The sequence below is a fragment of the Caulobacter sp. P1_B12_2 genome, assembly GCF_056406675.1.
Genome location: NZ_JBFTZS010000009.1, coordinates 1 through 26,103, shown reverse-complemented (window position 1 = coordinate 26,103; position 26,103 = coordinate 1). Strand labels below are relative to the sequence as shown.

Sequence of the window (26,103 nt, the reverse complement as noted above, 5' to 3'; positions counted from 1 at the left end):
GAACAGCACCCGGTCGGCTTGGTAGAGGATCTGGTTGGCCGACAGCGGCGCCATCCCGCCGGGCGCTCCGAAGTTCAGCGGATGCTCGGTCGGCAGTTGGTCGATCGACACCCAGGAGACCACCGCTGGCAGGCCGTGCGCCTCGATGAAGCCCCGCGCCGCCGCCTCCACCTGGGCCAGCCGACAACCATTGCCGATATACACCAGCGGGCGCTCGCCTCCGAGCAGCCAGGTCAGGGCCTCGGCCAGGGCGTCCAGATCGGCGGAACCGACCTGCGCCGCGACCCGGGCGCGGATCGCCGCGACCGCCGCCTCGATGTCTTCCGGCGCGTAGTCGAGCACCACGTTCTGGACGTCGAGCGGCAGTTCGACGAACACCGGCCCCGGCCGGCCGGCGAAGGCCTCGGCGAAGGTCTCGACCAGCTCCTCGCGGAAACCCGGGGCGGTCAGCCGGGTGAAGCGCTTGACGCAGGGGCTGATCAGGTCGCGCGATCGCACCTCCTGGTTCCCATGGGTGCGGGTGCCGAAGGCGTCGATGTCGGCGGTCTTGACCTGGCCGGCCAGCACGATGACCGGCGCGCTGTCGCCATAGGCCGAGCACAGGCTGGTGATGGTGTTGGTCACGCCGGGACCGGCCGTGACGACCGCCAGGCCGGCGCCGCGATAGTCCGTGGCCTTGGCGTAGCCCTCGGCGGCGGCCGCGCAGGCCTGTTCGTGCTGGTTGTAGACGGCCGTCAGCCCGGGGTGGGTCGAGACCGCCCGGTTCAGGTACATCGCCATCCCACCCGTCAGGGTGAAGGCCGCCCGGGCGCCCAGCGCCGCGGCCAGGTCGACCGCGTACGAGGCGATGTTGCGTTCGGCCGCAGGACGGATTGGAGGACGAGAAGGACTCATGAGCACCACGCCGAAAACACCTGCRTAGGCGTCGGACGGCGGGCCGATCAAGGTCGTCGATACAAAACGGGCATGGGGGACGGCGGAGACGGGGCTGGTTTCACTATAAACCACGCCCCGTGCTCCCGGCGGGACTGGGGCGTCTAGGTCGTCACCTGACGTTGCGCCTCAGGATTTCGCCGATGCGGCGGCCCAGATGCTCGATGGCGAACGGCTTGCTGATGATCTCCATGCCGCCGTCGAGAAAGGAGGCCTGGTCGGCGGCCTGTTTCGCGTAGCCGGTCATGAACAGGATCGGAAGGTCAGGCCGCCGCTCGCGGGCGATCTCGGCCAGTTGCCGCCCATTGAGGCCCGGCAGTCCCACATCGCTGATCAGCAGGTCGATGTGTCGAGAGGATTCGAGGATCGGCACGGCTTGGCGACCGTCGGCGGTCTCGATGCCCCTGTAGCCGAGCTCCTCCAGCACCTGCATCACCAGCAGCCGCACCGCGGCGTCATCCTCGATGACCAGCACGATTTCACCAGAACCTGTCGGCGCGAAGGCGTCATCGACGAGAGCCACCTCCTCCATGGCGCCCCGATGACGCGGCAGGAAGAGCTGGATCGTCGTGCCACGTCCCTCTTCGCTGTCGATGACGACATGGCCCCTGGACTGCTGGATGAAGCCATAGATCATCGATAGGCCCAGGCCGGTGCCCTGGCCCAGCGGCTTGGTGGTGAAGAAGGGATCGAAGACCTTCTGCAGCACCTCGGGCGGCATGCCCGTACCGGTGTCGGTCACGCTGATCGCCACGTAGTCGCCGGCCTCGGCGTGGTCGCTGTTGACCAACTCCTGGTCGGTGAGATGGACATTGCGCGCGGCGATGATCAGTTCACCGCCGTCAGGCATGGCGTCGCGGGCGTTGATGCCAAGGTTGAGGATGGCGCTTTCGAGTTGATTGTCGTCGGCGACGGCCAGCCAGAGGTCGGGCGCGATGTCGATGCGCAGCGACACCTGTTCCCCCAGCGTCCGGCGCAGCAGGTCTTCCATCGAGCCCGCCAACGCTCCGACGTCCAGCGGGCGACTATCGAGGGTCTGGCGACGCGAGAAGGCCAGCAGACGGTGGGTCAGGGCCGCCGCGCGCTGTCCGGAGTGCATCGCCGCATCCAGGAAACGATCGATGTCGGCGACCCGACCGTCGGCGACGCGCCTGCGCACCATGTCGATGCCGCCGATGATGCCGGTGAGCATGTTGTTGAAATCGTGCGCCAGACCGCCGGTCAGCTGCCCGACGGCCTCCATCTTCTGGCTTTGACGCAGCTGGTCTTCGAGCGTCTTGCGCTGCGTGACATCGCGACCGATGCCGTAGATGGCGTCGCCTTCGGGCATGGCCGTCCAGTTGACCCACAGATAGGTCCCGTCCCTGGCGCGCATGCGGCAGTCGAAATCACCCATGGGCTCGCCGCGCGACAAGGCGGTGAACTGCTCCATGGCGGCTTGCTGGTCGTCCGGGTGCACCAGACTGCCGGCGCGCGCGCCGACCAGATCGGCCTCGTCGTATCCCAGCAAGGTTTTCCAGGCGGGGTTGGCCGCGCGGTACAGGCCGTCAGGCCCGATCACATGCAGAAGATCCCGCGACAGGTTCCACACCCGATCGCGCTCCTGGGTGCGCGCCGCGACACGAACCTCCAGCGTCTCGGTGAGCACGCGAAGCTGCTCTTCCGAGCGCTTGGTCGAGGTGATGTCGTAGACGACGCCGATGAAGCTGACGCCGACCGTCCCGTGCTGCCGGTACTCGCCGCGTGAGGCCAGCCAGCGCTCCTCGCCGGTGTCGGCGCGATGGATGCGGAATTCGTGGAACGCCGGGCCGAAGGGATGTTGCCCGTCGCGGCCCTGGATGACGGGCGGATCGTCGCGATGCACGAGCGCGTTGATGGTCCGGACCGGAAGGCTGGTCGCCGGCTGCAGGCCCAGAAGTCGGCAGAACTGCTCGGAGACGTCGGCGGTGCCGTAGCCGCTGAGATATTCGAACGAGCCGACGCCGCCGGCTGTCTGAGCCACCCGCAGCTGTTCCTCGACCCGCTTTTGATCGGTGATATCGGCCAACACGCCCGAAAACCGGACAGGCCGGTCCTGGACGTCGAGATAGGTCCGCCCCCGCGCCGAGACCCAGTGGACGGCGCCGTTTCGGACGACGCGATAGTCGCGCGTGAAGACCTCGGCGCCATGCAACGCGCCGGCCACCGCGATCTTCAGACGCAGCCGGTCATCGGCATGGACCGGAGCGAAGAAGGCCGAGGTCGGCAGGCCTTGGGCGGCCGCGATGGGATCCAAGCCGTACAGATCCGCGAAGCGCACGTCGGCGATCAGCGTGCCCGCGGCGATATCCCACTCCCACGCGCCGGCCGCGCCGGCGATCGACTGGGCGACGCGAAGCCGTTCCTGCGCCTCGGCCAGCCGCTGGCGACTGACCCGAAGCTGCTCGACGACGACGTCGTCGGCATATTCGCCGGTGACGTCCGTCAGGGTCGCGAACCGATAAGCGGGCGCGCCGTTCTCGTCGCGCAGCGTGGTGATGTTCAGGCGGTTCCAGAATGGTGATTCGTCACGTCGCTGGTTCAGGATGTCGGCGGTGACGGTTCCGTCGCACCGCAACGCCTCGGCGATGCGGGAGACGGTCTGACGATCGACCGCCGTGTCTTGCAGGAAGCGGCAATTGCGCCCGACCGCCTCGCGCGCCGAATAGCCCGTCAGGGCTTCGAACGCGGCGTTCACATAGACGATCGGATCGTCCTCACGCCGAGGGTCCGTCACGATGACCGCGACGCCCGATGTCACCAGGGCGTCGAACAACGGCCCGGCAAGCGCGCGCAGCGCCTCAAGCGCCTGGCCCGCTTCATGGTGACGTTGGGCGGCGTCGGCCTCGGTCATGACCTGAGCGCAGCGCCAAGTTTGATGACAGATTCAACCATGGTCAGACATCGCCGACGACCCGCTCGATGAAATCGGCGATCAGCCCCTTCAGCGCCTGCAACGACGGCAGGTCCATCAGCATGGCGATGTAGCCTCGGATGTCGCGATCGTTGATGGCGAAGTTGATATAGAGAAACAGCACCACGCCGCCGTCGGAGGCGTCCGGCGACATGTTGAACAACATCGAGCCGTTGCCGCGGATGACTTCAGGCAGGGACATGGTCAAGGGTCGCTGCAGCATGTTGGCCATGGTCGCCAGACAGCTGTTGAGCACCACGTTGCCGGTCTCGGCCAGCGCCTCGTCCTCCATGTCGGCGGCGTCGTCCGCCGACAGCGCGCCGCCGGTCACCGCATGCACCAGCGCCATGCTGTTGGACTGCGGAAAGATCAGCAGAGCTCGACCGGAAAACACGCCTTCGAAATCCTGACGCACCGCGACCAGTTCACCGCTTTCGCGCTCGCGGATCAGCGTCGTGGCGCCCTCGCGGGTGACCACCTCGACCGATGGGACGGACAGCAGGACCTGCTCGCCCACCATCTTGCGAAGGTTGGCGGCCGCGCGGCTGACGCCGATATTGACCAGTTCGGTCAGCGCGTCCCGCTCCAGTTCGTCCAGCAGGACCGACTGCGGGATCATGGAGCCGTCGATCTCAACCGCAGCGCCGCGCCGGACAGGAAGCCGCGCATGCCCTCTTCGGTGACCGGCTTGGGGATGAAGGTCGCATTGGCCGCGCGCGCGCGCATGATGATCTCGTCCTGAACATTGGCGGTGGCCACGGCGATCGGCATCGTGGGGAAGCGTGCGCGCAATTCCTCCGCCAAGGCCAGACCGTCGCGTCCGGGCATGTTGTAGTCGAGGATCGCCACGTCGATGGCATGGGCGTCGAAAGCGGCCACGGCCTCGTCGGCGTTGCCGGCTTCGATACGCGTCCATTCGGGCTGCAAGGCCCCGACGGCCTTGCCCAGGACGATCCGGGCCAGCTTGCTGTCATCGACGATGAGAACTGTCGTCCCCATGAACTGCTTCTCCTCGTACCGCCGCGCACCGGCGCGACATCAAAAACTAGATCTCTAGAGCCTCGGATGATCGCTCGCCGATCAGGGCGGGCAAGAGCCGATCTCGTAGGAAAGGATCATCGGGAATCCCGACAACCCTTGGGCGGAAAGCCAGGATCGCCTGAACCACCGCCGCATGCAGACCCTTGCACCCTGCGAGGTCCAAGGTGGAGTCGGAAATATCTTGTAGCAGAGCCGTTAGAGGCTCTGCGTCTTCTACCCGACAGATTCCTTCCAGCCGAATGACCGAACCGTCGCGCGAAATACTCACAGGAACAGCTCCGCGGGATCGAGAACCATCAACACCGCGCCGTCCGCGAGCAGCGTGGCGCCCATGACCCCGGGCGCTCCGGCAAGCAATCCGGTCATGGGCCGCACGGCGGCGTCCATGCGATCGACGATCGCATCCACCGTGAACCCGACCAACTCGCCCCGAGCCCGCGCAACGACGACTCTTTCCGCCGATCTGGCTTCGGACACGGCGGCGCCCACGAGGTCGCCGAGCGACACCAGAGGAATCACCGTGTCACGCAGCTGGAACGCGCGCCCCGCGCGGACGGGAACGATGCGATCAGCGGACACCCGGACGGTCTCGACCACCGTGTCCAGCGCCAGGCCGTACCGCTCCTCGCCGCAGGTCACCACCATCACCTTGGTGAGGACCATGGTGACCGGCAGCGCTAACCGTACGGTCGTACCCTGCCCTTTCTGGCTCTCGACKACCACCTTGCCGCCGAGCTTCGCGGCCGCGTCGCGCACCACGTCCATGCCGACGCCCCGGCCGGACACCGCGCTGATCTCGGCCGCCGTGGAGAAACCGGGAATGAAGATCAGATCGATCGCCGCGTTGTCGTCCAGGCGGTCGACCGCGTCTTGAGTCACCAAGCCCCGCGTGACAGCAAGGGCGCGGATCCTAGCGGGATCGATCCCACCGCCATCGTCGCGAACCTCGATCACGACCTGATCCGCCGCCGCCCGGGCGGTGAACCGGATGTTGGCGGTAGACGGCTTTGCGGAGCGCGAGCGAACATCGCCGGGCTCGATCCCGTGATCGATCGCGTTGCGCAGGACATGCAGCAGGGGCTCGAACAGCCCGTCGACGATGGTTTTGTCGACCTCGACGTCGCCGCCCTCCACCTGCATCGACACGTCCTTATCCAACGAGCGGGCGATCTCGCGCGCCAGTCGATGGAACCGCGCGAAGAGCGGTCCCAGCGCGACGAGACGCACCTTGCCGACCGTCGAATGCAGATCGCCAACCAGTCGATCGAGCTGGACTTGCCGCGCGCGCAGGGCCTGAGCCAGAGCCTGACCGCCAGGAAGTCCTTCGGCCTGGGCGGCCAGATCCGACAGCCCGTTCTTGGCGATGACCAGATCGCCGGCCAGTCCGGCGAGTCGATCCACGCGCTCGGCGTCGATCCGCAGCGTCTTGCGCGCGCTCCGTTCGGGCGCGAGCGTCGCGCCGACCGACGTCAGATCAACGAGCTCGACCTGATCGGACACGAAGCGAAAAGCCGCCTCGACCTCCGCCCGGCTGGCGGTCGAAACCGCTTCAAGCACCAGGTTGCAAGCATAGGGATCATAGTCCTGGAGCCCGCCCCACGGCTCGCGGGGCGATAGCTTCAACCCCGCCAGGCCGGGCGTAGCGGCCATGATGGCGATGGGGTCGTCGCCGGAAAAATAGCTGTCGGCGCGCGGAACATAGCGAACCGCCACCGCCCCCTTGCCCTGGAAAGCCTCGGGCGGTCGCCAGGTCGTCACCGGGGTCGCTCGGGATGCGACATCCGCCGATGCGCTGACCGAAGCGACCAGATCTCGAAGTCGTCCCGCTTCCGCCTCGCCGACCTGCTCGGCGTCGGCCGGCAGGCCGCCGGAGTGGTCGAGCGCGTCCAGCCAGCGATCGACGGTGTCCACCACGCTGAACAGCGCTTCGAAATCCTCGGCCAAGCCGGTGCGCTCGACGCGCAGCAGGCCAAGCAGGTCCTCGGCCGCGTGCAGCATCCGGCTCATCGGCAGCAGGTCGAACAAGCCCGCCGAGCCCTTCAGGGTGTGGACCGCCCGAAAGCAGCCATCCAGCGCGTTAGCGTCGTCGGGCTGGCGCGCCAGGCTCGCCAGGTCCTGTTCGGCGCTGGCGACCAGTTCGCGCCCTTCACTCAGGAACTGCGCCATCAGGTCGTCGGTCATGGGACCTCTCCCGGACGCTGGAAGACGACCGCGTCCTCGAACCGGCGGACCAGGAACCGGTCGCTGATCCGGGTCATGGACTCGGTGTGGCCCAGGCAGAGATAGCCGCCGGGATTGAGGCGGTCATAGAGGTTCTTCGCGGCGGTCGATCGCGAGGCGTCGTCGAAATAGATCAGCACGTTTCGGCAGAAAATGACGTCGAACGTCCCCTGCCCCGCCAGACTCGGCCCATCCACCAGATTGGCCGGGGTGAAGATCACCGACTCGCGCAGGTCGTTGATCAGCTTGCGACGATGGCGGCGAGGCGGCTCGAAATAGGCTTCGACCACCTCGGGCGGGAGACGCGACAGCGCGCGTTCGCCGTACAGGCCGTCGTGCGCGGCCTCCAGGGCTCGCGTGTCGATGTCCGAGCCGACGATCTCGACATTGTAGGCGTCAACCATCCGCCAGTTCTCGAGCAGCCAGATCGCGATCGAATAGGCTTCCTCGCCCGTCGAGCACGGCGCCGACCAGATCCTGATCTTGTCGCCCGGACGACGCGAGGTGATCAAGTCCGGCAACAGCGAGCGGCTCAGGCAGGCCAGCTGATGCTCTTCTCGATAGAAGTAGGTCTCGTTGACCGTGAAGGCGTTGATCAGCGTCTCGCGCTCGGCCGGATCGGCCCGCAGCTGGCTGAAATAGGCCGCGAAGTCGGGACAGTGCGTGGCGACGATCCGGTCGGCCAGCCGCCGCTCGATATAGTAGCGTTTGCTCTCGCCGAACTGCATGCCGGTCTGGCGATACAGAAACTCGCAGACCTTCTTCAGGTCGTCGGCGCTCAAATGGGCCTGTTCGGGCGTTGGGGCCTGACTCACCCTGCCCGGACCATTTCGCGGATCTTGCCCGCGATGGCGTCCACGGGCGCCACGACGTCGGCGCCGCCCAGCTTCACCAGTTCGCCCGGCATGCCCCAGACGACGGCGGAGTCCTCTGACTCGGCGATCGTCCGCCCGCCCGCCGCCCGCAACGCGGCCATCGAACGCGCGCCGTCGTTGCCCATGCCGGTCATCAGCACCCCGACCAGGCTTTCGGGCGGCACGGCGGCGGCCGCGCTATCGACCAGGCGATCGACGCTCGGATGCCAGCGATGTTCAGGACTGGAAGGGATCGACAGCGCCACGGGACCAGCGCTGCGTCGGCTGACGGTCATGTCGGCGTCGCCCCGCGCGACATAAACGCAGCCCGGAACCAGCGGCGTGGGCCGCGCCACCTCGATCACCCGCAGGGCGCATAGACCGTCCAGCCGATGAGCCAGGGACGCCGTGAACGCGGCGGGCATGTGCTGGGCCACCAGGATCGGCCAGGGAAAGTCGGCGGGAATCTCGGACAGAACCGCGTCGAGCGCCGGAGGGCCGCCCGTCGATGTCCCGATGATCACCAAGCCCGGCGGCATGCCGGCGGGTTGGGGCTTCCAGGCCGCGGCCGACTTGCCGCGCGACACGGGCGGCGGCGGCGAAGACTTGATCGCGCCGTGACGCGCCCGCAGACGCTCCGTCAGACGATGGGACCGGCGCACACGCGACGCGGCGGCCGAGACCACCTTCTCGATCAGAATCGGCCCGAAGCTGTCGATCGACAGCGAGACCGCGCCGTCCGGCTTGACGACGAAATCCACCGCGCCAAGCTCAAGGGCTTCGAGGGTGGCGTCCGCGCCCTCCGTCGTCAGCGACGACACCATCACCACCGGACAGGGCCGCTCGACCATGATCCGGTCCAGGCAGCTGAGACCGTCCATGCGCGGCATCTGGACGTCGAGCGTGATCACGTCCGGCTTGAAGGCGTGAACCTGCGCCAGCGCCTCGACCCCATCGCGGGCGAAGGCGACCTCGAACCCCGGCTCGCTCTGGAAAACATCGCCGAGCACACGGCGCATCAGAGCTGAATCGTCGACGATCAGCAGACGGGTCACGAGGCGTGCGACTTCGCCGTCAGGTCCCGCAGCAGGTCAGCTTCGGCGTGCTCCAACAGGGCTCGCGGATCGATGAGCAAGATGACGTCCCCCTCGCGCTCCACCCTCGCGGCGCGGTCGAACAAACGACTTCCATCACCCGATAGTTCCGGCGCGGGCATCAGGTCGTCGGCCTCGACCTCGAGGATCCTGGCGACGGCGTCGACCGCGAATCCGGCTTGAAGTTCGCCAAGGGTGACCACGACGACGCGGCGGGCCTCGCCGACCGCGTCACCGGACACCGAAAACCGCTGCCGCTGGTCGATCACCGGGATCACCTTGCCCCGCAGATTCATCACACCCTGCACATAGGCCGGCGCCTTGGGCAGGCGGGTCAGGGTCTCGGGCAGGCGCACCACCTCATCGACCGCGGCGATGGGCAGGCCGTAGGTCTCGTCGCCCAGGCGGATGACCAGGAAGCGCTCGCGCGTCGTCGCCAAGGTCGTGTCGGCCATGGCCATGTCCTTCTGGTCGGATGTCTCGGCGAGCAGCTGCGAGACCCTTTCGTCGGCGAGAACACGTTCCGGCGCGAGGATCGAAACCAGGCCTCGCCCGTCCGGGAGCCGCAGCACGGAGTCGATCCGCGCCTCGCCGCTCGCACGATTGAACAAGCTGGGCGCGGGCCCCACGGCGTCGGGCGAAGCCCGTCGGATGACGTTGATCCGGTCGACCAACAGCGCCAGGCGCTGGCCTCCGATGCGGACGATCACGATGCGGTCGTCCGCCTGCGGGTCACGCTGGTCCAAGCCCAACAAAGCCCGCAGCGAGACGACCGGCAAGACCACGCCGCGCAGCTCGAAGACCCCTAGCAGCACCGCCTCGGTGCGCGGCAAGGCGGCGATGGATTTCGGAACCGTCATCACCTCGGCCACAGTGTCGAGCGGCAGCGCGTAGCTCTGCCCGGCCAGGACAAAGTCGAGGAAAGCCAGGTCCGCCGCCTTGGCGACCGAGGGACTCGCCCCGGGCTCGCGTTCGGGCGCGCGGCGCGCGGCGCGAAAGGCCGAGAAGCGGTCCAGCAGAGCCGCGTCGAGATCGAACCAGCGCGCGCCGCCGGCGTCGTCGAGCAGAAGACGCCCGTGCTGAGCCTCGGCGTCGGCGCTCTCCGAGGCTTTCAAAGCCTCGATGGAATCGACGGCCAGGCCGATCGGCGGATCGCGGCGCAGCACCACGACCCGCGTGGTGTCGGTTGGGGTTTCATCACCCAGCAGAGCGCCCAGCGACACCACCGGCAGCACCAGGCCGCGCAGATGGGTGACGCCCAGCAAGCCAGGCGGCCCGTGCGGCATGCGAGTGATGCGCGGCGTGCGGATCACCTCGGCGACGCCCTCGGCGGCCATGGCCACGCGCGCGCCGCCGGCCCGAACCGTCAGCCGCTGGCGGGTCTCGACGGACGCCACCTAGCCCGCCGCGGCTTGCTGCAGCTCGGTGGCCAGGAGCGCGATTTCCTCGATCGCGGCGGCCAGTTCCTCGGCGCTCTGCGACTGCTGGCGGGCGGCGACGGCGGCCTGGGCGGCGGCGCTGCTGGCCTCCTCGGCGGCCGAGGCGATCTGGCCGATCCCCGACAGCACCTGGGCGCTGGCCAAAAGGATGTCCTCCGCCCCCTTGGCGATGTCGTCCGAACCGGCCTTGAGCGTGGCGGTGTCGAGCGTGACCTGAACAAGCCGCGCCTCGATGGCGCGGTTCTTGTCGAGCTCGGCGGTGGCCACGGCGTTGATCTGGTCGACCTCGCGCCGGACCTTGGCGATCTGGGCGACAATGCCCGAGACCAGGTCCTTGACCGCGTCGGCGTTGTGCGAGGCGTCACGCGCCAGGGTGCGGATATCGCCCGACACGACCGCGAAGCCTCGGCCCGCCTCGCCGGCCCGCGCGGCTTCCACCGCGCCGCTCGTCGCCAGCATGGTGATCTGCACGGCGACAAGTCCCAGTCCGTCGACGATCTTGCCGATTGAACCGGCCAGCTCTTCCAGTTCCTCGACCGTCTCCAAAACCGCGCCGTTCTCGTCGACGGATGTAGCCACGCCGCTCGCCAGGCGCGCGACAGCCTCGCGACTGTCGGTCAGCATGACCTGCATGGTCGCGACCCGCTCGGCGCCGGCGATCGCGTTGGCGCTGGAGGCTCGGGCCGCCTTCTCGATCTCCTCCATGGCCGAGCCGGCCTGCTGGGTCGCCGCCGCCTGGAGCTGGGCGCCGCGGCTGATCTGGTCGATCGCCAACAGGATTTCGCCGGCCGCGCCGGACAGCTCCTGCACCGTGGCCGACAGCTCTTCGGCGGCGGCGGACGCCTCCTCGGCGGCTTCAGCCTCGGCTGCGCCGCCGACCAGCATTTCGATCATTTCGCCCAGGGAATCGGACGCCGTCTGACTCTGCTCCAGCGATTGGCCCTGCTGCTGCACGGCGCGTTGAGCCTGGGCGGCGGCCGCCGCCTGCTCCTCGGCGGCGCTGGACACGCTTTCGGCTCCGCGCCGCGCCTCGTTGGCCGCGCCCGATGCTTCGACGGCGGAAATCAGGATGATCTGGCTGTCTTCACCCAGGGTCGTCATCTCGTGGCGCACGGCGGCCAGGATTTCGCCGACCCGAGCGCCCGCCGCGGCCTCGGCTTCGGCGGTGGCCGCGGCGTTGCGCAGTCGATCCGCCGCGTCGCGCACCGAGCCGGCGATGCGCTCGGCCAGCTGCTGCACATCCTGCGATCGCTTCTCGGAGGTCTCGGCCAGGGCCCGAACCTCGTCGGCGACCACCGCGAATCCGCGCCCGTCGTCACCGGCGCGCGCCGCCTCGATCGCGGCGTTCAGCGCCAGCAGATTGGTCTGGTCGGCGATGTCGGCGACACTCTTTGTGATCTCACCGATCCGCGCCGCGTGACGCTCCAGGGCCTCGATCGCGGTGACGCTGGCCAACTGCCGCTGGGCGTTGAGACCGACGGCCTTGACCGACGCGTCGATGGTCGCGCCCGCCTCCGTCAGCAAGATTTGAAGCACGTCGGTTCGTTGCCGTGACGCCTCGGCTCGTTCGCGGGCTTGGGCGAAGCTGGCGCTCATGGCCGTGACGGCGCCCAACGATTCATGGGCCGCGCCCGCCGCCTCTTCAGCGCCGCTGGCGATCTGGGTCAGGGCGCGCCGCAGCTCCTCGACGGCGCTTGAGGCTTCGGCGAGACCGCCGGCCAGCTCCAACGTCGCGGCCCCGATCCGTTCGCTGGCGTTCTGGCGGCGGGAAATCGTCTTCCGGACCGGCGCGCGCTTCACGGCGGCGACCTCCGGAGCCTCGGCGGGCGGCGATTTTCGCCTCTTCGAACGCGAAGCCAAGGTCGACGTCTTCACCAGAGCCATGCCGCCCCTCCAGCGCGACCACGGCCGCCGCTTACACAAACAAACCAATCAGATACCGGACAGAGACCGGTGAGTTCAAACACAGCGTAACGAAGACGCCCAATGTGGCGTCAAGGCAAGCTTGGACAGGCCCTCAAGCCGAAGCTTGAGCATGATAGGCAATTCGGAACCGCACGGTTGGTTCCGCCACGGCCGAGCCTTGCTCGAAATATTTCGCGCGCTGGAGGGCGCAGTATCGGCAGCCCAGCGAGCTGGACGAGGGCTTGCCGTCGAACAGCCGGGAGATCGCCATTGAGCGCGGGGTCGGCTAAGCAGCTACGGACGCCAAGCGCTGAAAGACGCACAGGTTTCGCTAATAATATCAATTTCTTATTGGAACACATATCACGGAACCATAGACCTCGCCGCCGGTTGGTGATGGCATGAGCGATCCCAAGAACACCGTCGTGCTGCTGGTCGATGACGAGCCGGTTATCCGCATGGTCGCAAGCCAGGGCCTTGAGGACGCAGGGTTCGAGGTCATCGAGGCGGACTGCGCCGAAAGCGCCCTGGAAATTCTCAAGACGCGCGCCGATGTCGGCGTTCTGTTCACGGACGTCAACATGCCCGGCCCCCTGGACGGCCTGGATCTGGCTAGGCTCGTTCACGAACGGTGGCCGGCCATCCAGCTCGTCCTCACCTCGGGGCGCGGCTTGTCGGCTCCGGTTCCCGACGACGGTCGCTTCGTGGCCAAGCCTTACAGCATCGAAGATTTGACCAAGGCCGTCACCGAGGTCGCCAACCAGGGCGATTGATCTGGTCGACGGGGGAAATGACTTGTGGAAAATGGCGGAGACGGAGGGATTCGAACCCTCGATACCCTTTTGGGGTATGCCGCTTTAGCAAAGCGGTGCCTTCAGCCTCTCGGCCACGTCTCCTCCTGAGAGGAGCGGTTCGATAGCCTGTTCGCGGCGGCATGACAACGCGCTGTCGCGAAAAATCCGCGTTAACGTGAAGCTCAGACCGCGAGGCTAGTGTGAACCCTGTTCTACAAAGGGCTCGGGGCTTCATGTCGTCCGCTATCGCACATCCGCAAGACCGCGAAGGCGCCGCCGTGCTCGACGCCCAACCCCTCGCGCCGCGACTCGTAATCGAGGACGAAGCGGCCGAAGGCGTCGGTCGGCGCGGACCCTTCCGGCCCGGCCGCCTGGTCCCGGCGCGAGCCCGGATGCAGGTGCGAAGCCTGTCGCGGCTGTTCCGCGTGATCGACGGCCTGGCCTTCGCCGGCGTCACCGCCGCCGCGATCGCGATCGCCCGCCCCACCCCCGACCTCTTCGCGCCGTTGGTGCTGGGGGCCCTGGCCCTGCTGCCGGCCCTCTATCTGCTGGAGGCCTACACCTTCCATCGCCGCGAGACCCTGGGCCGCCAGGCCCTGCGGGTGACGGCCGCCTTCGGGGTGGTCGGCGTCGTAGTGCTGCTGGCCACCCTGATCTTCGAGCGCGGCCGGGTCGACCCCGCCCTGCTGGCCGGCTGGGGGATCGCCCTGGCCGTCGCCACCGCCGTGCTGCACGTCGCCTGGTGGCGCGCCGTTGACCATGGCCGCCGCGACGGGCGCCTGACGCCGAACGTCRTGGTCGTGGGCGCGACGCTCAACGCCGAGCGCTTCATCCGCACGGCCCTGGCCACCGGCGACGTCAACGTGCTGGGCGTGTTCGACGACCGCGCCGACCGCGCCCCGCCCCAGGTCCTGGGCGTGCCGGTGCTGGGCGACACCAACGCCCTGATCGACCACCGCATCATGCCCTATGTCGACCGGGTGATCATCGCGGTGACCTCCACCGCCCAGGCCCGCGTCGGCCAGTTGGTCGAACGTCTGGAAGTCCTGCCCAATCCGGTCAGCCTGTTCGTCGATCTGAACCGCGAGACGCAGCGCAACAAGTCGCTGGCCCACTTCGTCGACCTCTCGGGCGCCGCCCCCGACGCCCGCCGCGCCATCGTCAAACGCGTCCAGGACCTGGCGATCGGATCGCTGGGCCTGCTGGTCGCCACGCCGGTGATGCTGCTGGTCGCCCTGGCCATCAAGCTGGACAGCCCTGGCCCGGTGTTCTTCCGCCAGCGCCGCCACGGCTTCAACAACGAGGCGATCCTGGTCTGGAAGTTCCGCTCGATGCGCCACGACATGGCCGACGCCAAGGCGGTCCGCCAGATCAGCGCCGACGACGACCGCGTCACCAAGGTCGGCAAGTTCATCCGCAAGACCAGCCTCGACGAGCTGCCGCAGTTGTTCAATGTGCTGARGGGCGAGATGTCGATGGTTGGCCCCCGCCCCCACGCCATCGGCATGAAGAGCGGCGACGTGGAGTCCGAGACCCTGGTCGCCCGCTACGCCCACCGCCACCGCATGAAGCCCGGCGTCACCGGCTGGGCGGCGATCAACGGCTCGCGCGGTCCGGTCGACACCGCCGAGCTGGTGCAGGAGCGCGTCGCCCTGGACGTCGAATATATCGAACGCCAGTCGTTCTGGCTGGACCTCTACATCATCGCCATGACCATCCCCTGCCTGCTTGGGGACCGGTCGGCGGTGCGCTGAGGAAGCGACATGTTCTGGCGTGGCGTACTCGGATATCTGCCGGTCAATATCGCCCAGGGCGTGGTGGGGCTGCTCACCATCGTCCTGTTCACGCGCGTCCTGACGCCCGAGCAGTACGGGATCTACGCCCTGGCCTTCTCGGCCCTGAGCCTGACCCAGACGATCCTGCTGACCTGGACCGAAGCCGCGATGGCGCGCTTCCACGCCCGTCAGGACGCTGATGGGCGTCTGCCCGACCACTTCGCCACCCTCTACCGTCTGTGGTTCGGCCTGGCCCTGCTGGTCCCGGTGGTGGCCGCCGTGGTGCTGCGCTTCGCACCTCTTTCGGCTCCGCTGAAGGTCGCCATCGCCGCCGCTTTCGCCGCCGTGGTGGTCAAGAGCCTGACCAAGCTGTCCCAGGAACGCCGCCGCGCCGCCGGCGAGGTTTCGGGCGCGGCCTTGCTCGACATCGTCCAGACCGTGGGCGGTTTCCTGCTGGGCCTGATCCTCGCCCTGATTGGCTTGGGCGGCGCCGCGCCGCTGCTGGGCATGGGGGCGATCTCGCTGCTGTGCCTGGTGTTCGTGCTGCCGGCCGACCTGCGCCGGTCCAGGGGCGGGCGTTATGACCCCGCCATGGCCAAGGCCTACGCCGCCTATGGCCTGCCGGTGGCCCTGTCGCTGATCCTGGCCCTGGTGCTGTCGACCACCGACCGCTTCCTGCTGGCCGCCTTCCTCAACGAGCAGGCGGTCGGCGTCTATCACGCCGGCTATTCTCTGGGCTCGCGCACGCTGGACGTCGTCTTCATCTGGCTGGGCATGGCCGGCGGACCGGCCCTGGTCGCGGCGCTGGAACGCGGCGGCCATCCCGCCCTGAAGGACGCCGCCCACGAGCAGGCCGGCTTCATGGTGCTGCTGACCCTGCCCGCCGCCGTCGGCCTGGCGCTGGTCGGTCGCCCGCTGGCCCAGGTGATGGTCGGCCCAGAGCTGAGCGCCGGTGCGGGACAGGTCGTGCCGTGGATCGCCCTGGCCGGCTGGCTGTCGGGCGTGACCACCTACTACCTGCTGCAGGCCTTCACCCTGGGCAAGCGCACGATGATGCTGATCGCCTGCATGGCGATCCCGGCCGGCGTGAACGTGATCCTGAACCTGGCCCTGATCCCGCGCTTTGGCCTGGACGGCGCCTTGTGGTCGACAGCCGCCAGCTACGGCGTCGGCGCGGTCGGCGCGGCGATCCTGGGCCGCCGGGCCTGTCCCCTACCCGTGCCGTGGGCCGCCCTGACCAAGTCCGGCCTGGCTTGCGTGCTGATGGCCGCCGTCGTGCTGGTGGTTCCGGCCTTCGGCGGCGTGGTCGAGCTGATTCTCAAGGCGTCCGTGGGCGCTCTGGTCTACGGCCTGGTCGTCCTGGCGCTCGACGCCGGCGGCCTGCGCGGCCGGGCCATGGACATTCTCCAGCGCCGATTGAAGCCCGCATGACCGAAGCGACCCAAGACCTTTCTGGCGAAACCCTCATCGACAACGCCGCCTGGGCCGCCGCAACGCCGCGCCTGTCGGTGCTGATCCCGACCTATCGCGACGATCCCAGCGCCCTGCTCAAGGCCCTGGACGAGCGCGGCGCCGACGCCGAGATCGTGCTGCTGGACGACGGCGGCGGCGACGCCGACCTGACACGGCGCATGGCCGCCCGCATCGAAAAGCTGAACCTGCCAGCCCGGCTGATCGTGCTGTCGCCTAACGAAGGCCGCGCCAAGGGTCGCAATCGCCTCGCCCAGCACGCCCGAGGCCGGCACCTGCTGTTCCTCGACAGCGACATGCTGCCCGACCCCAAGGACTTCCTGACCCGCTGGGCGGCCGTCGCGGCCGACGACGTGCCGGTGGCCTTCGGCGGTTTCACCCTGGACCAGACGCCGCGGCGCCCCGAGCACGACCTGCACCGGGCCATGGCGCTGAAGAGCGACTGCACCCCCGCCCCGGAGCGGGCCCGGGAACCGGCCAAGCACGTCTTCACCTCCAACCTCCTGGTCCGCCGCGACGTATTCGAGCTCGTGGACTTCGACGAAGGCTTCGCCGGCTGGGGCTGGGAAGACGTCGAGTGGGCGATGCGCGTGGCGCGGTTCTATCCGATCCTGCACATCGACAACTCGGCCACCCACCTGGGCCTCGACACTGCTCCGGCCCTGGCCGCCAAGTACGAACAGTCGGCGGCCAACTTCGCCCGGGTCGTGGCCCGCCACCATGAGCTGGTCAGCACCTATCCCAGCTACAAGGTCGCCAAGGCCCTGAAGTTCGCGCCGTTGCGCGGCGTCTGGCGGCCGATGCTCAAGGCCGTCGCCCTCAACGAGGCAGCCCCGACGCCGCTTCGCGCCTTCGCCCTGCGGCTCTACCGCGCCGCCCTCTATTCGGACGCCGTCTGATGCAAACCTCATTCGAGAAAGTCGACGCCTACGAGCCCGACCGCAGCCTGAAGGGCAAGGTCCGCCGGCGGCTGATCCGCCTGGCCCACCGGCGTCCGGCCCGGGTGAAGCTGGAGCGGCCGATGGTGTCGTTCAGCTTCGACGACGCGCCGGCCACCGCCTGCGAGGCCGGAGCCCACGTCCTGGAACAACGCGGCCTGCGCGGCACCTACTATTTCGCCGCCGGTCTTACGGGGCGCGAGGGGCCGATGGGCCGCTTCGCCACCGGCGAGGACGCCGCTCGCCTGCACGCCGCCGGCCACGAGATCGGCTGCCACACCTTCTCGCACCTCGACTGCGGCCAGGCCTCGCAGGCCGAGACCCTGGCGGACGTCGACCTGAACGCCCGGCATCTGGCCGATTGGGGAACAGGCGATCCCGTCAGCTTCGCCTATCCCTACGGCGACGTCGCCAGCCCGGCCAAGACGGCCCTGGCCGGCCGTTTCAAGACGCTGCGCGCCCTGCACCACGGCCTGATCACCACCGGCGCCGACCTCAATCAGGCCCCAGCCGTCGGCATCGAAGGCGAGGACGGCGAGCAGGTGGCCCTGGACTGGCTGGACAAGGCCCACCGGCGCAACGCCTGGCTGATCCTCTACACCCACGACGTCTCACCCGAGCCGTCGCAATGGGGCTGCACGACCGGGGCGCTGGAACGGCTGGTGGACGGGGCGCTGTTGGCCGGGTTCGATGTGGTCACCGTGACCGAAGGCGCGCGGCGGATCGGGGCTTAAAGCCCTCCCCATTGTGGGAGAGGATTTGAGTCATGGGATCGTCACGAGCCGCCGCATAGTCTTCACTGGGTCTCGACTCAGCTGATCCAGGAAAACAGATGAAGCCGCCGATCAAACGCCTGGCCGATCTTAAGCCATCGTCCGCTGACACCGGCGCCTATGCCCGCCCCACGCCGAAGGTGACGAGGCGCAAGACCGCCAAGGTCCTGACCGACGCGGAGCGCGCGGCCTTCCTGGCGTCGCGGCCGGATCTCGCCCCGAAATCCTGAGCTAGCGCGAGGTCGTCGGCGCCGACAGGGCCGCGAGATCGGCCTGCACCTTGGCCAGGTCCTTGTCCGAGATCGCGCCTCCGAACTTGGGCGCCAGCGCGCGCAGGCTGTCGGTCTTGAACTTGTCGAACAGCGGATGCTCGGTCAGGCCGGGGATGTCGGCGTCCAGAACGGCCTTGGCCTTGGGCGTGGCGGCCACGACTTCGATCGGCGTGTCGATGGTCAGCACCTGGGGTGCGGCGGCGACCGGCGGCGGCGCGGACTGCGCGAGCGCCGCGCCTCCGCTGACGAGGACCGCGATCGTGACGGCGGCAAGATGACGAATGGGGCGCATGACCTTCTCTCTCAAGTCGAGGCGGCGTATCGCTTGATGAAGCCCACGCCTACCGGTTGGCCAAGCGATGGACGTTCATCCAGGCTGGCCCACCTCGACCCTGCTCGATTTCCAGGCGCCGAGCGGGGAGGACGTCAGAATCCTGGGCTGCGCGCGGCGGTTTCGCCTAGGCCGCCCACCACAGCCCCAGTCCGACCAGGGCCGGCAGGGCCTGGATCAACAGGATCGACCGCTTGACGGTCAGGCCGCCCCATACGCCCGCCACGGCCACGCAGGCCAGGCCGAAGAACGCGAAGGCCTTGGCCGTCACGTCGTCAGGCCAGAACAGCCCCAGCGCCAGGGCCGCGACCAGGAAGCCGTTGTAGCAACCCTGGTTCGACATCGCCGGCTTGACGATCGCGGCGGCCTCGTCGGTCAGGCCGAACACTCGCTTGCCCCGCGTCTCGAACAACACGGTCTCCAGCAGAACGATGTAGACGTGGATCAGGGCGACGACCCCGGTGACGATCTGGGCGGCCAGCAGCATGGGCGGTGTTCTCTAGGGCGAAGGCAGGGAAACACACTCACGGCAAAGCTCGTGAAAAGCTAGCCAAGACCGTGGGGTGAGTGTGTGTCCCTCAAGCCAGTCTCAGACCCTGACCTCGCGGTCCGGGAAAGCCAGCTTCGCCGCGAAGGCCACGAACAGCACCCAGCGAAAGTCGTTGTAGATCAGGGCGATGCTCTCGGTCAGGGCCACCAGGCTGTAGACGACCAGAAACGGGAAGGCCAAGAGCGCCCCCCGGTCGCGAAAGACGGCGATCACCGCCAGGGCCATGGCCTGCAGGTAGAACAGCCCCCAGGCGACCAGGCCCAGCAGGCCCAGGCCCAACCACTGCTCCAGCCAGCTGTTGTGGGCGTGCTGGGCCTGGAAGCCCGCGTTCTTGCTGATCCAGGCGAACGGGCCCCAGCCGGACTTGTCGCCCCAGACCGCCTGATAGCCGTAGCCCAGCCAGGGCCGGTCCTCGATCTCGCGCATCACGGCCGCCCAGATCTTGGTGCGTCCGGTCAGGGTGGCGTCCTTGCCCAGGATCGCGAAGAAGACGTCCGAGGCGAACAGGATGAAGGCGCCCAGCAGGACGACGCCGGTGATCCCCGTCCAGGTGGCGGCCGCGCCCATAGCCGGGCCGCGCCGGGCGATCCAGACGAAGCCGATCGCCGCCACGCCCAGCATCAGCGACACCAGCGAGGTCTTGGAGGTCGACATCAGCACCAGCACCAGGGCCAGCCCCGCGAAGGTCCACCACAGCCGGGCGCGTTGCGGGTTCAGCAGGGCGGCGGCCGACAGGATGCAGAAACCGAAGGCCATGTTGCCGCCCAGGCCGTTCTTCTCGCGCCACAGGCCGCGCCAGGCGCCGGGGAACAGCTCGGTCATCACCCCGATGCGAGGGACGGCCAGGCACACCACGAAACAGGCGACGATCAACACCGCGAAGGCCGCCCCCACCACCTCGGCCAGCTGCGGCCAGCGGAAGCGGGCGGCCAGGGCGATCCCGCCCAAAGTGGTGCAGACCAGGGCGAATCCCCGCCGGGCCGTCTGGTCCGGGTTCACCGACCAGAAGATCGAGGCGGCGACCACCAGCAGCAGGACGATCAGGAACGGCTGGCGGATGAGCACCCGAAAGGTCGAGCCCGGCCGCAGGGCGATCAGGGCGAAGCCGGCGGCGTAGGCCGGCAGGTAGCCGACCCGCAGCAGGGCAGAGCCGGCCGCGTCGGCTGTCTCGCCCACCAGGGGCAGCTCCCAGCCGCCGCTGTAGAGCAGCAAGGCCAGGACCGGCAGCACCCACAGGGCGATCTGGATGAAGGTCAGACGGGTCGGCGCGGCGCCGGCCGCTCCGTAGGCCGGGGTCACGGCAGAAGCCTCAAGGCAGGATGGCCTTCAGGAACTTCGGCGGCTGGACCGAGGCCTGATTGAAGAACACACCGGCTGTGCGTCCACCCGACGAGGCCAGGGCGTCGCGCAGCAGGCCCGGCGGCCGCACGTCGGGCTGCTGGGCGCTGACCACCAGCACCGTCTGGTCCATGTGCTGGGCCAGGGTCAGGGCGGCCTGGGAGCGGTCGGCCGAGGGGCTGTCGACGACGATGATCTCGGCGTGGCGACGAAGAGCGGCCCAGTATTCGACGCCGGGAAGGATGTGCACCTTCTGGCGGCCACGCAGGGCTTCACGGTTGAAACGCGTCACCCAGAAGCGCGGCCCGCCGACGCTGTGGGCGGTCAGGTACTTGGCGTCCGGCCACACACCGCCGCCCGGCTTGGGGGCCGGCGGCTGGACGGTGAAGAAGGCCGAACCGTCAGGTGAGGCCGGCGCGCCTCGGCCCATCTGGCCGTAGCGCTCGGGATCGCCGGCGATGGCCTGGTATTGCGGCGAGGTGACCAGATCCAGGTCGATCAGCCAGGTCTTGCGACCGGCCCGCTTGGCGGCGAAGCGGGCGAATTCGCGCGCCGCGGTCGAGGTGCCCTCCCCGCGTCGGGCGGCGACGAACTGGATGACGTGCGCGCGGCCGGGCGCGGGGGCGCCGAGGCTCCCCCACAGCTCAGCCATCTCGACGTTCAAATCCACCATTCGCCGAATCGCCGCGCGTTGAAGTCCGTTTACCTTAATGGCCAAACGCGTTCGCGTGAAAGGCGACGAAAGCGCCCAGGCCCCCGTTCGGAACGGCCGGGGCTCAGCGCTTGTAGTGGGCAGTGGCCAGGACGGGCAGGCCCAGCGTGCGCGAGGCCGAGGCCGGGGTCTGCAGGCCGGGCCGCAGCAGCATCCGCACCAGGCCCACACAGGCGGCGGTGAAGGCCGCGAACAGGAAGGCCAGCACGATGATCGGCTTCTTCAGGCTCTTGCCGGTCGACGGGGCTACGGCGCGCTGGACGATGCGGATGTTGTCGCTGCCCTCGGCCGACATCTGACGCTGGGCCTCGTCCTGCTGTTCCTTGACCGTGAAGTCCTTGACGTTGGACGACAGCACCTCGCGATCGCGCGACAGCTGGTTGAAGGTCGGCTCAAGCTCCGACAGCCGCAGCAGGCGCTGGTTCACGTCCTGGACCTGCTGGGTGTAGGCGACCAGCGACTGCTGCAGGGCCGCGACCTCGGCGCTGAGGTCGTTGCGGGTGGACTGCAGGGTCTGCCAGATCGGATTGGGGCCGCTGCGGCGCGCGCCGTCGCCGTTGGTGCGGCCCGACGCCACGCCTTGCTCCAGCTGGGCGATCTGGGCCTCGATGTCGCGGATGGGTTGGGCGTCGGGGCGATAGCGGGCCAGCAGGCCTTCGCGATCCAGCTTCAACTGGGCCAGCTTGCTGGACGCCGACATGTCGCTGTCGCGATAGAGCACAGTGTCGGCCGGGGTGCGGGCCAGTTCGCCCTGGACCGAAGCCAGGCGGCCCATGCGATCCTGAAGCTGGGCCTCGGTGGCGTATTTCTGAGATTCGGCCTGGGCCTGCAGTTGGGTCAGGGCCGTCTTCTGGGCGGTGAAGTCGCCGATGTCGTTGCCCGACAGGAAGGCCTGATAGGCCGCGTCGTTCTGGGCCAGCTTGGCGGCGAACAGGTCGCGCTGCCGTTCCAGCCCATTGTCGCTGGAGCCGATCAACAGCTTGCGGCGATAGATCAAGTACTCTTCGAGCAGGGTGTTGAGCACCTTCTCGGCGATTTCCGGATCCTCGTTGGAATAGGCCAGGCGGATGATCGAGTTGTCCGGGGCGGTCTCGATCTTCAGGTTGCGAGCCAGGCTGTCGCGGCCCTCGGCCATCAGCTTGCGCTTACCCTCGGGCGAGGCGACGGCGTATTTCGTGGCGCTGCCGGGGAAGATCTTGCCGAAGCCGACCTTGCGGATCACTCGGTCGCGCAACTCGCCGCTGCCCAGGATCTCGGACTCGGACTGGATGACCTGGTCGACGTCGGGAACGGCGCCGCGGGCGGCGTCGCCGGCCCGGGGCTCGTAGACATACTCCTGGCCCAGACGAACGAAGAGGCTGGACTGGGCGGTGTAGGTCTTCTTCAGCGTGCCGGCGAAGGCCAGGCCCAGCAGGAACAGCACCAGGAAGACGCCGAGCATCAACCAGCGTTCGCGCCACAGCAGGGTGACGAAATCGGTAGGCGCATAGCGAGCGCGCGCCGCCCAGTCGCTACGCGACGGCGGGTCATGGGGCACACTGCTCCAGGCACTCGAGGTTGACATGAGAATCCGACGTTACTCTCTAGCCTGCACCCTGGCCGCCGGCGGCTTAAGGCTTCGTTACCTATATCTGTTAAGACTTGTCGCATGCACAGGCGCACCATGCTTTCGGCGGCTTTCGCCCTGCCCTTCGCGACGATCGGGCTCTCGGCCCTTCTGGCGGCCTGCGGGCACGTGGATCGTGAACCGATCACGCCCACGCCCCGTCCAACCGCCACGTTTTCCGATATCGGCTATGCCGACTGGTCGGATCAGGAGCCGGACTACCGGTTCTACCCGGGCGACGAGGTCGAGATCACCGTGCCTTCGGCGGTCGAGCTGAACAAGTCCGTAGTGGTCCAACCGGACGGCCGCGTCGCTTTGCCGCTGATCGCGCCGGTGATGGCGGCCGACCGTTCGATCGCCGAACTGGAGGCCTCGCTCACCCAGGCCTATTCGGCCCAACTGCTGCGGCCGCAGGTGCAGGTGTCGATCAAGGCGACGGCGCCGCTGAAGGTGTTCGTGGGCGGGGAAGTCGGCAATCCGGGCGTCTACGACATGGCTGGCGACGGCGACGCCCTGCGGGCCGTCATCCAGGCCGGCGGGTTCAAGACCTCGGCCAAGCGCACATCCGTCGTGATCATTCGTCGCGGCCCCAACGGTCGGGCCATGCTGCGCACGGCGGACCTGCTGACGGGGATGACCAACGGCCGGGCGGACCTGGTGCCGCTTCGCCGGTTCGACGTGGTCTATGTGCCGCGAAGCGGAGTGTCCGAGGCGGGTCTGTTCATGCAGCAGTACTTCCGAGACCTGCTGCCGATCAGCTTCAGCTACGCGGTCAACGGCTTCAGCGGAAACTGAAGCCCGTCACGCGCCGAGGATAAGAGGCTGAGCCTTTTCAGGCTCAGCCGTGGGCCAGCCATTCGCGCGCCTGGCGCTGGGCTTCGGCGACGTCTTCGCTGGCCATCTCCTGCGAGATTTCCTTGCGATAGACCTTGGCTTCGACCGAACCGCGCATGGCGGCCAGATTGAACAGCATGTGGGCCGACACGTAGTCCAGCGGCGCGCCGCCCTGGCCGGTCGAGTACAGCAGGCCCATGCGGAACAGTTCGTCGCCCGAGGTGTCGGTGGTCGGCAGCGGGATCCCGTGGATGGCGGCCGGCGGTTCGATACTCATCATCATGGCTTCAATTCCCCTTCCCAACCCGCGTCGCCGTTCTGGCTCCGCTTGGCTGTGAGAACAGAAAAGTCCATCGCCACTGAACATACAGTTAATGGCGCTGACATCATGAATCTAAGCCATGAATACATAAACCGTTTAGAGACATTACGTCGCATTCACGGGTGTTACTGCGCGTAAACCGCCGTATACAGCAGGTTAACGGGCGCGCTGGCCAAACAGGACCTTTCGGGCCTCTTCTTGCGCTTTTCCGGGCGCTTGCAGGCCCTGGCGGCGCAACTCGGCTCCCAGCTTGAAGCCCCGGTCGACGGCCTCGCGGGCGGCCATGCGCTCGAACCAGGCCTTCAAATGCGGAAATTCTTCCAGAATGATGCCCTGATTTTTCCACGGAACGACCCAACCCCAGCACGCGAAGTCGGCGATGGACACTTGGCCGCAGATGAAATCCTTCCCGTCCAACTGCTTGTTCAGCACGCCGTACAACCTGTGGGTCTCATTGGTGTAGCGGATGGCGCCGTAGGCGATCTGCCGCTGGTCGCTGATAATGGAGGCCGCGTACTGCCGGAAATGGTGGGTCTGGCCGGCCATCGGCCCCAGCCCGCCCATCTGCCACATCAGCCACTGGTCGATGTCGACCCGCTCGCGCTCGTTCGCGCCGTAGAACTGGCCCGTCTTGCGGCCCAGGTACTGGAGGATGGCTCCGGACTCGAACACCGAGATCGGCTGGCCGTCGGGACCGTTGGGATCGACGATCGCCGGCATGCGGTTGTTGGGGCTGATGGCCAGGAAGTCCGGCTTGAACTGTTCGCCCGTCCCGATGTTCACCGGGATCATCTCGTACGGCAGTCCCATCTCCTCCAGGGCGATGGAGATCTTCCAGCCGTTCGGCGTGGGCCAGTAATAAAGCTCGATCGGACGGCTCATCGGCGGACTCCCTGGGGCGTTTCGTTTGGGGCGTTTTGTTTGACCACCAACATGGTCTCGCTAAGCGCCGCCGCCAAGGCCGCTCATGCCCAAGCCTGACGGCGCCGTTCAGATCAGGTTCAGCCACGGCGACGGAAACTGTCTTCAAGGTCGAGGGATTAGGCGGTTCGGAGGATCGCCGACCGAAGAAGGAGACGTCGGATATGAAGCGCTTGTTGCTCACCATCGCGGCCATGGCCGCCGTGGCCGGCCCGATGGCAGTCGCCGGCGACGCTTCGGCCCAGGATCACGGCCGCGGCCGTGGCGACAGCCATGGCGGACGCGACCACGGCCGCAACGACGGCGGTCGCTGGGACGGCGGACGTCACGACGGTCGCGGCGACCGCGACTACGGCCGCCACGACAACGGCCGTCACAACGGCTGGGATCGCGGCGACAACCGCTGGGATAACGGTCGCCACAACGGCTACTACTACAACAACCGCTGGAGCTACGGCGCGCCGCCGGCCTATTACTACGGCCGTCCGGGCTATCGCCCCGGCTACACCGCCTGGCGTCGTGGCGGCTACCTGCCGCCCTACTACCGTGGCAACGGCTATGTCATCCACGACTATGGATACTATCGCCTGCGTCCACCGCCCCGCGGTTACTACTGGTATCGCGCCGGCGACGACTACGTCCTGGCGGCGATCGCCACCGGACTGATCTTCGACATCATCAACCAATAGACGATGTCTGACTGAACGGACGTGGCGACGTTTTCCGAACATTCGGGAAGCGTCGCCATTCGCCTCATGCTCGCCGCTCATGCGGCGAGATGGTCTGATTGCGGGGTTATTGCCAACGCATTCGGGGGTCAGCGTGCCGGTCGTGTCACTTTCCGACGCGACAGCAACAAGACGCTCCCATGATCAATCTTCGCATCTCGGCCGCCGTCCTCGCCCTGACCGCCGCCGGTTACGCCGGATCGGCCCTGGCCCAGCAGACCGCGCCGGCCACCGATCCTTCCGCCCAGACCACCAGCCCCAGCGCCGCCCCCGCCTCGCCCCAGACCCCGTCGTCCTGGACGGTGACGCCCCCGGCCGATC

24 protein-coding genes, 1 tRNA gene and 2 pseudogenes are annotated in these 26,103 nt (G+C 68.0%); 9 read left to right on the top strand and 18 right to left on the bottom strand.

Features of this window, described 5'->3' with window-relative positions:
* The 10 genes and pseudogenes from AC1DZ6_RS01155 to AC1DZ6_RS01110 form a co-directional block, all read right to left on the bottom strand.
* Positions 1-894: thiamine pyrophosphate-binding protein (locus tag AC1DZ6_RS01155; protein ID WP_477095358.1), on the bottom strand; the 894-nt coding region annotated here is incomplete at its 3' end.
* 151 nt (positions 895-1,045) lie between these two features.
* Complete coding sequence (locus AC1DZ6_RS01150) at positions 1,046-3,805, bottom strand: hybrid sensor histidine kinase/response regulator (protein WP_477095357.1); 2,760 nt, start codon at positions 3,803-3,805, stop codon at positions 1,046-1,048.
* A 43-nt stretch (positions 3,806-3,848) separates the two neighbouring features.
* Positions 3,849-4,484: a chemotaxis protein CheX gene (locus AC1DZ6_RS01145; RefSeq protein WP_477095356.1), complete on the bottom strand. Its 636-nt coding sequence runs from the start codon at positions 4,482-4,484 to the stop codon at positions 3,849-3,851.
* Positions 4,481-4,864 carry a response regulator transcription factor gene (locus AC1DZ6_RS01140; RefSeq protein ID WP_477095355.1) on the bottom strand — a complete coding sequence of 128 codons (384 nt, stop codon included), beginning with the start codon at positions 4,862-4,864 and terminating at the stop codon, positions 4,481-4,483. The genes AC1DZ6_RS01145 and AC1DZ6_RS01140 overlap by 4 nt, the downstream gene beginning before the upstream one ends.
* Positions 4,865-5,170: 306 nt before the next feature.
* Positions 5,171-7,087 carry a chemotaxis protein CheA gene (locus AC1DZ6_RS01135; protein WP_477095354.1) on the bottom strand — a complete coding sequence of 639 codons (1,917 nt, stop codon included), beginning with the start codon at positions 7,085-7,087 and terminating at the stop codon, positions 5,171-5,173.
* Positions 7,084-7,941 (bottom strand): CheR family methyltransferase, encoded by an 858-nt coding sequence (locus tag AC1DZ6_RS01130; RefSeq protein ID WP_477095353.1) that lies wholly within the window; start codon positions 7,939-7,941, stop codon positions 7,084-7,086. The genes AC1DZ6_RS01135 and AC1DZ6_RS01130 overlap by 4 nt, the downstream gene beginning before the upstream one ends.
* Positions 7,938-9,035 carry a protein-glutamate methylesterase/protein-glutamine glutaminase gene (locus AC1DZ6_RS01125; protein WP_477095352.1) on the bottom strand — a complete coding sequence of 366 codons (1,098 nt, stop codon included), beginning with the start codon at positions 9,033-9,035 and terminating at the stop codon, positions 7,938-7,940. Before AC1DZ6_RS01125 ends, AC1DZ6_RS01130 begins: the two co-directional genes overlap by 4 nt.
* Positions 9,032-10,471: a chemotaxis protein CheW gene (locus tag AC1DZ6_RS01120; RefSeq protein ID WP_477095351.1), complete on the bottom strand. Its 1,440-nt coding sequence runs from the start codon at positions 10,469-10,471 to the stop codon at positions 9,032-9,034. The genes AC1DZ6_RS01125 and AC1DZ6_RS01120 overlap by 4 nt, the downstream gene beginning before the upstream one ends.
* Positions 10,472-11,614 (bottom strand): methyl-accepting chemotaxis protein, encoded by a 1,143-nt coding sequence (locus AC1DZ6_RS01115; protein WP_477095360.1) that lies wholly within the window; start codon positions 11,612-11,614, stop codon positions 10,472-10,474.
* A 72-nt stretch (positions 11,615-11,686) separates the two neighbouring features.
* Positions 11,687-12,109: pseudogene (locus AC1DZ6_RS01110) on the bottom strand (methyl-accepting chemotaxis protein); the annotation flags it as partial.
* 734 nt (positions 12,110-12,843) lie between these two features.
* Between AC1DZ6_RS01110 and AC1DZ6_RS01105 the strand changes: the two are divergent.
* Positions 12,844-13,191: a response regulator gene (locus AC1DZ6_RS01105; RefSeq protein WP_477095350.1), complete on the top strand. Its 348-nt coding sequence runs from the start codon at positions 12,844-12,846 to the stop codon at positions 13,189-13,191.
* A gap of 32 nt (positions 13,192-13,223) precedes the next feature.
* On the opposite strand, the gene AC1DZ6_RS01100 is transcribed toward AC1DZ6_RS01105, so the two are convergent.
* Positions 13,224-13,314: transfer RNA gene (locus AC1DZ6_RS01100), tRNA-Ser, on the bottom strand.
* Positions 13,315-13,445: 131 nt separating this feature from the next.
* Here AC1DZ6_RS01100 and hfsE point away from each other — a divergent pair.
* The 5 genes from hfsE to AC1DZ6_RS01075 all read left to right on the top strand — a co-directional run bounded on the left by hfsE (position 13,446) and on the right by AC1DZ6_RS01075 (position 18,398).
* On the top strand, positions 13,446-14,966 hold the full coding sequence (gene hfsE, locus AC1DZ6_RS01095) for a polysaccharide biosynthesis protein HfsE (protein WP_477095349.1): 1,521 nt from the start codon (positions 13,446-13,448) through the stop codon (positions 14,964-14,966).
* A gap of 9 nt (positions 14,967-14,975) precedes the next feature.
* Positions 14,976-16,418, top strand: a complete 1,443-nt coding sequence (hfsF, locus tag AC1DZ6_RS01090; protein ID WP_477095348.1) for a polysaccharide biosynthesis protein HfsF — start codon at positions 14,976-14,978, stop codon at positions 16,416-16,418.
* The gene (gene hfsG / locus AC1DZ6_RS01085; protein ID WP_477095347.1) at positions 16,415-17,356 is read left to right on the top strand and encodes a polysaccharide biosynthesis protein HfsG; all 942 of its coding nucleotides are present in this window, start codon (positions 16,415-16,417) and stop codon (positions 17,354-17,356) included. The genes hfsF and hfsG overlap by 4 nt, the downstream gene beginning before the upstream one ends.
* Positions 17,356-18,129 carry an oligosaccharide deacetylase HfsH gene (hfsH, locus tag AC1DZ6_RS01080; protein ID WP_477095346.1) on the top strand — a complete coding sequence of 258 codons (774 nt, stop codon included), beginning with the start codon at positions 17,356-17,358 and terminating at the stop codon, positions 18,127-18,129. Before hfsG ends, hfsH begins: the two co-directional genes overlap by 1 nt.
* A gap of 98 nt (positions 18,130-18,227) precedes the next feature.
* Entirely contained in the window at positions 18,228-18,398 is a 171-nt protein-coding gene (locus AC1DZ6_RS01075) for a hypothetical protein (protein ID WP_477095345.1), read from the top strand.
* A gap of 1 nt (position 18,399) precedes the next feature.
* On the opposite strand, the gene AC1DZ6_RS01070 is transcribed toward AC1DZ6_RS01075, so the two are convergent.
* The 5 genes from AC1DZ6_RS01070 to AC1DZ6_RS01050 all read right to left on the bottom strand — a co-directional run bounded on the left by AC1DZ6_RS01070 (position 18,400) and on the right by AC1DZ6_RS01050 (position 22,908).
* The gene (locus AC1DZ6_RS01070) at positions 18,400-18,732 is read right to left on the bottom strand and encodes a hypothetical protein (RefSeq protein WP_477095344.1); all 333 of its coding nucleotides are present in this window, start codon (positions 18,730-18,732) and stop codon (positions 18,400-18,402) included.
* A 166-nt stretch (positions 18,733-18,898) separates the two neighbouring features.
* Positions 18,899-19,258, bottom strand: coding sequence for a DUF1304 domain-containing protein (locus AC1DZ6_RS01065; RefSeq protein ID WP_477095343.1), 360 nt, complete (start codon positions 19,256-19,258; stop codon positions 18,899-18,901).
* 102 nt (positions 19,259-19,360) lie between these two features.
* Positions 19,361-20,620 carry an O-antigen ligase family protein gene (locus tag AC1DZ6_RS01060; protein ID WP_477095342.1) on the bottom strand — a complete coding sequence of 420 codons (1,260 nt, stop codon included), beginning with the start codon at positions 20,618-20,620 and terminating at the stop codon, positions 19,361-19,363.
* Positions 20,621-20,630: 10 nt separating this feature from the next.
* The gene (locus AC1DZ6_RS01055; RefSeq protein ID WP_477095341.1) at positions 20,631-21,332 is read right to left on the bottom strand and encodes a P-loop NTPase family protein; all 702 of its coding nucleotides are present in this window, start codon (positions 21,330-21,332) and stop codon (positions 20,631-20,633) included.
* Positions 21,333-21,435: 103 nt separating this feature from the next.
* Entirely contained in the window at positions 21,436-22,908 is a 1,473-nt protein-coding gene (locus tag AC1DZ6_RS01050) for a GumC family protein (RefSeq protein ID WP_477095340.1), read from the bottom strand.
* 126 nt (positions 22,909-23,034) lie between these two features.
* Between AC1DZ6_RS01050 and AC1DZ6_RS01045 the strand changes: the two genes are divergently transcribed.
* Entirely contained in the window at positions 23,035-23,772 is a 738-nt protein-coding gene (locus tag AC1DZ6_RS01045) for a polysaccharide biosynthesis/export family protein (RefSeq protein ID WP_477095359.1), read from the top strand.
* A gap of 43 nt (positions 23,773-23,815) precedes the next feature.
* On the opposite strand, the gene AC1DZ6_RS01040 is transcribed toward AC1DZ6_RS01045, so the two are convergent.
* On the bottom strand, positions 23,816-24,094 hold the full coding sequence (locus tag AC1DZ6_RS01040; RefSeq protein WP_477036173.1) for a sel1 repeat family protein: 279 nt from the start codon (positions 24,092-24,094) through the stop codon (positions 23,816-23,818).
* A 195-nt stretch (positions 24,095-24,289) separates the two neighbouring features.
* The gene (locus AC1DZ6_RS01035) at positions 24,290-25,015 is read right to left on the bottom strand and encodes a glutathione S-transferase N-terminal domain-containing protein (protein WP_477095339.1); all 726 of its coding nucleotides are present in this window, start codon (positions 25,013-25,015) and stop codon (positions 24,290-24,292) included.
* Positions 25,016-25,218: 203 nt separating this feature from the next.
* On the opposite strand from AC1DZ6_RS01035, the gene AC1DZ6_RS01030 reads away from it, so the two are divergent.
* Entirely contained in the window at positions 25,219-25,743 is a 525-nt protein-coding gene (locus AC1DZ6_RS01030; RefSeq protein ID WP_477095338.1) for an RcnB family protein, read from the top strand.
* 179 nt (positions 25,744-25,922) lie between these two features.
* A pseudogene (locus AC1DZ6_RS01025) lies at positions 25,923-26,103 on the top strand (proteophosphoglycan 5); the annotation flags it as partial.

Excerpts from the sequence above, each read along its gene's own strand:
- AC1DZ6_RS01075 (WP_477095345.1), top strand. The coding sequence starts at position 18,228 with ATGAAGCCGCCGATCAAACGCCTGGCCGATCTTAAGCCATCGTCCGCT.
- AC1DZ6_RS01145 (WP_477095356.1), bottom strand. The coding sequence starts at position 4,484 with ATGATCCCGCAGTCGGTCCTGCTGGACGAACTGGAGCGGGACGCGCTG.
- AC1DZ6_RS01150 (WP_477095357.1), bottom strand. The coding sequence starts at position 3,805 with ATGACCGAGGCCGACGCCGCCCAACGTCACCATGAAGCGGGCCAGGCG.
- AC1DZ6_RS01140 (WP_477095355.1), bottom strand. The coding sequence starts at position 4,864 with ATGGGGACGACAGTTCTCATCGTCGATGACAGCAAGCTGGCCCGGATC.
- AC1DZ6_RS01055 (WP_477095341.1), bottom strand. The coding sequence starts at position 21,332 with ATGGTGGATTTGAACGTCGAGATGGCTGAGCTGTGGGGGAGCCTCGGC.
- AC1DZ6_RS01030 (WP_477095338.1), top strand. The coding sequence starts at position 25,219 with ATGAAGCGCTTGTTGCTCACCATCGCGGCCATGGCCGCCGTGGCCGGC.
- hfsG (WP_477095347.1), top strand. The coding sequence starts at position 16,415 with ATGACCGAAGCGACCCAAGACCTTTCTGGCGAAACCCTCATCGACAAC.
- AC1DZ6_RS01035 (WP_477095339.1), bottom strand. The coding sequence starts at position 25,015 with ATGAGCCGTCCGATCGAGCTTTATTACTGGCCCACGCCGAACGGCTGG.
- AC1DZ6_RS01040 (WP_477036173.1), bottom strand. The coding sequence starts at position 24,094 with ATGATGATGAGTATCGAACCGCCGGCCGCCATCCACGGGATCCCGCTG.
- AC1DZ6_RS01070 (WP_477095344.1), bottom strand. The coding sequence starts at position 18,732 with ATGCGCCCCATTCGTCATCTTGCCGCCGTCACGATCGCGGTCCTCGTC.
- AC1DZ6_RS01065 (WP_477095343.1), bottom strand. The coding sequence starts at position 19,258 with ATGCTGCTGGCCGCCCAGATCGTCACCGGGGTCGTCGCCCTGATCCAC.
- hfsF (WP_477095348.1), top strand. The coding sequence starts at position 14,976 with ATGTTCTGGCGTGGCGTACTCGGATATCTGCCGGTCAATATCGCCCAG.
- hfsH (WP_477095346.1), top strand. The coding sequence starts at position 17,356 with ATGCAAACCTCATTCGAGAAAGTCGACGCCTACGAGCCCGACCGCAGC.
- AC1DZ6_RS01045 (WP_477095359.1), top strand. The coding sequence starts at position 23,035 with ATGCTTTCGGCGGCTTTCGCCCTGCCCTTCGCGACGATCGGGCTCTCG.
- AC1DZ6_RS01115 (WP_477095360.1), bottom strand. The coding sequence starts at position 11,614 with ATGACGACCCTGGGTGAAGACAGCCAGATCATCCTGATTTCCGCCGTC.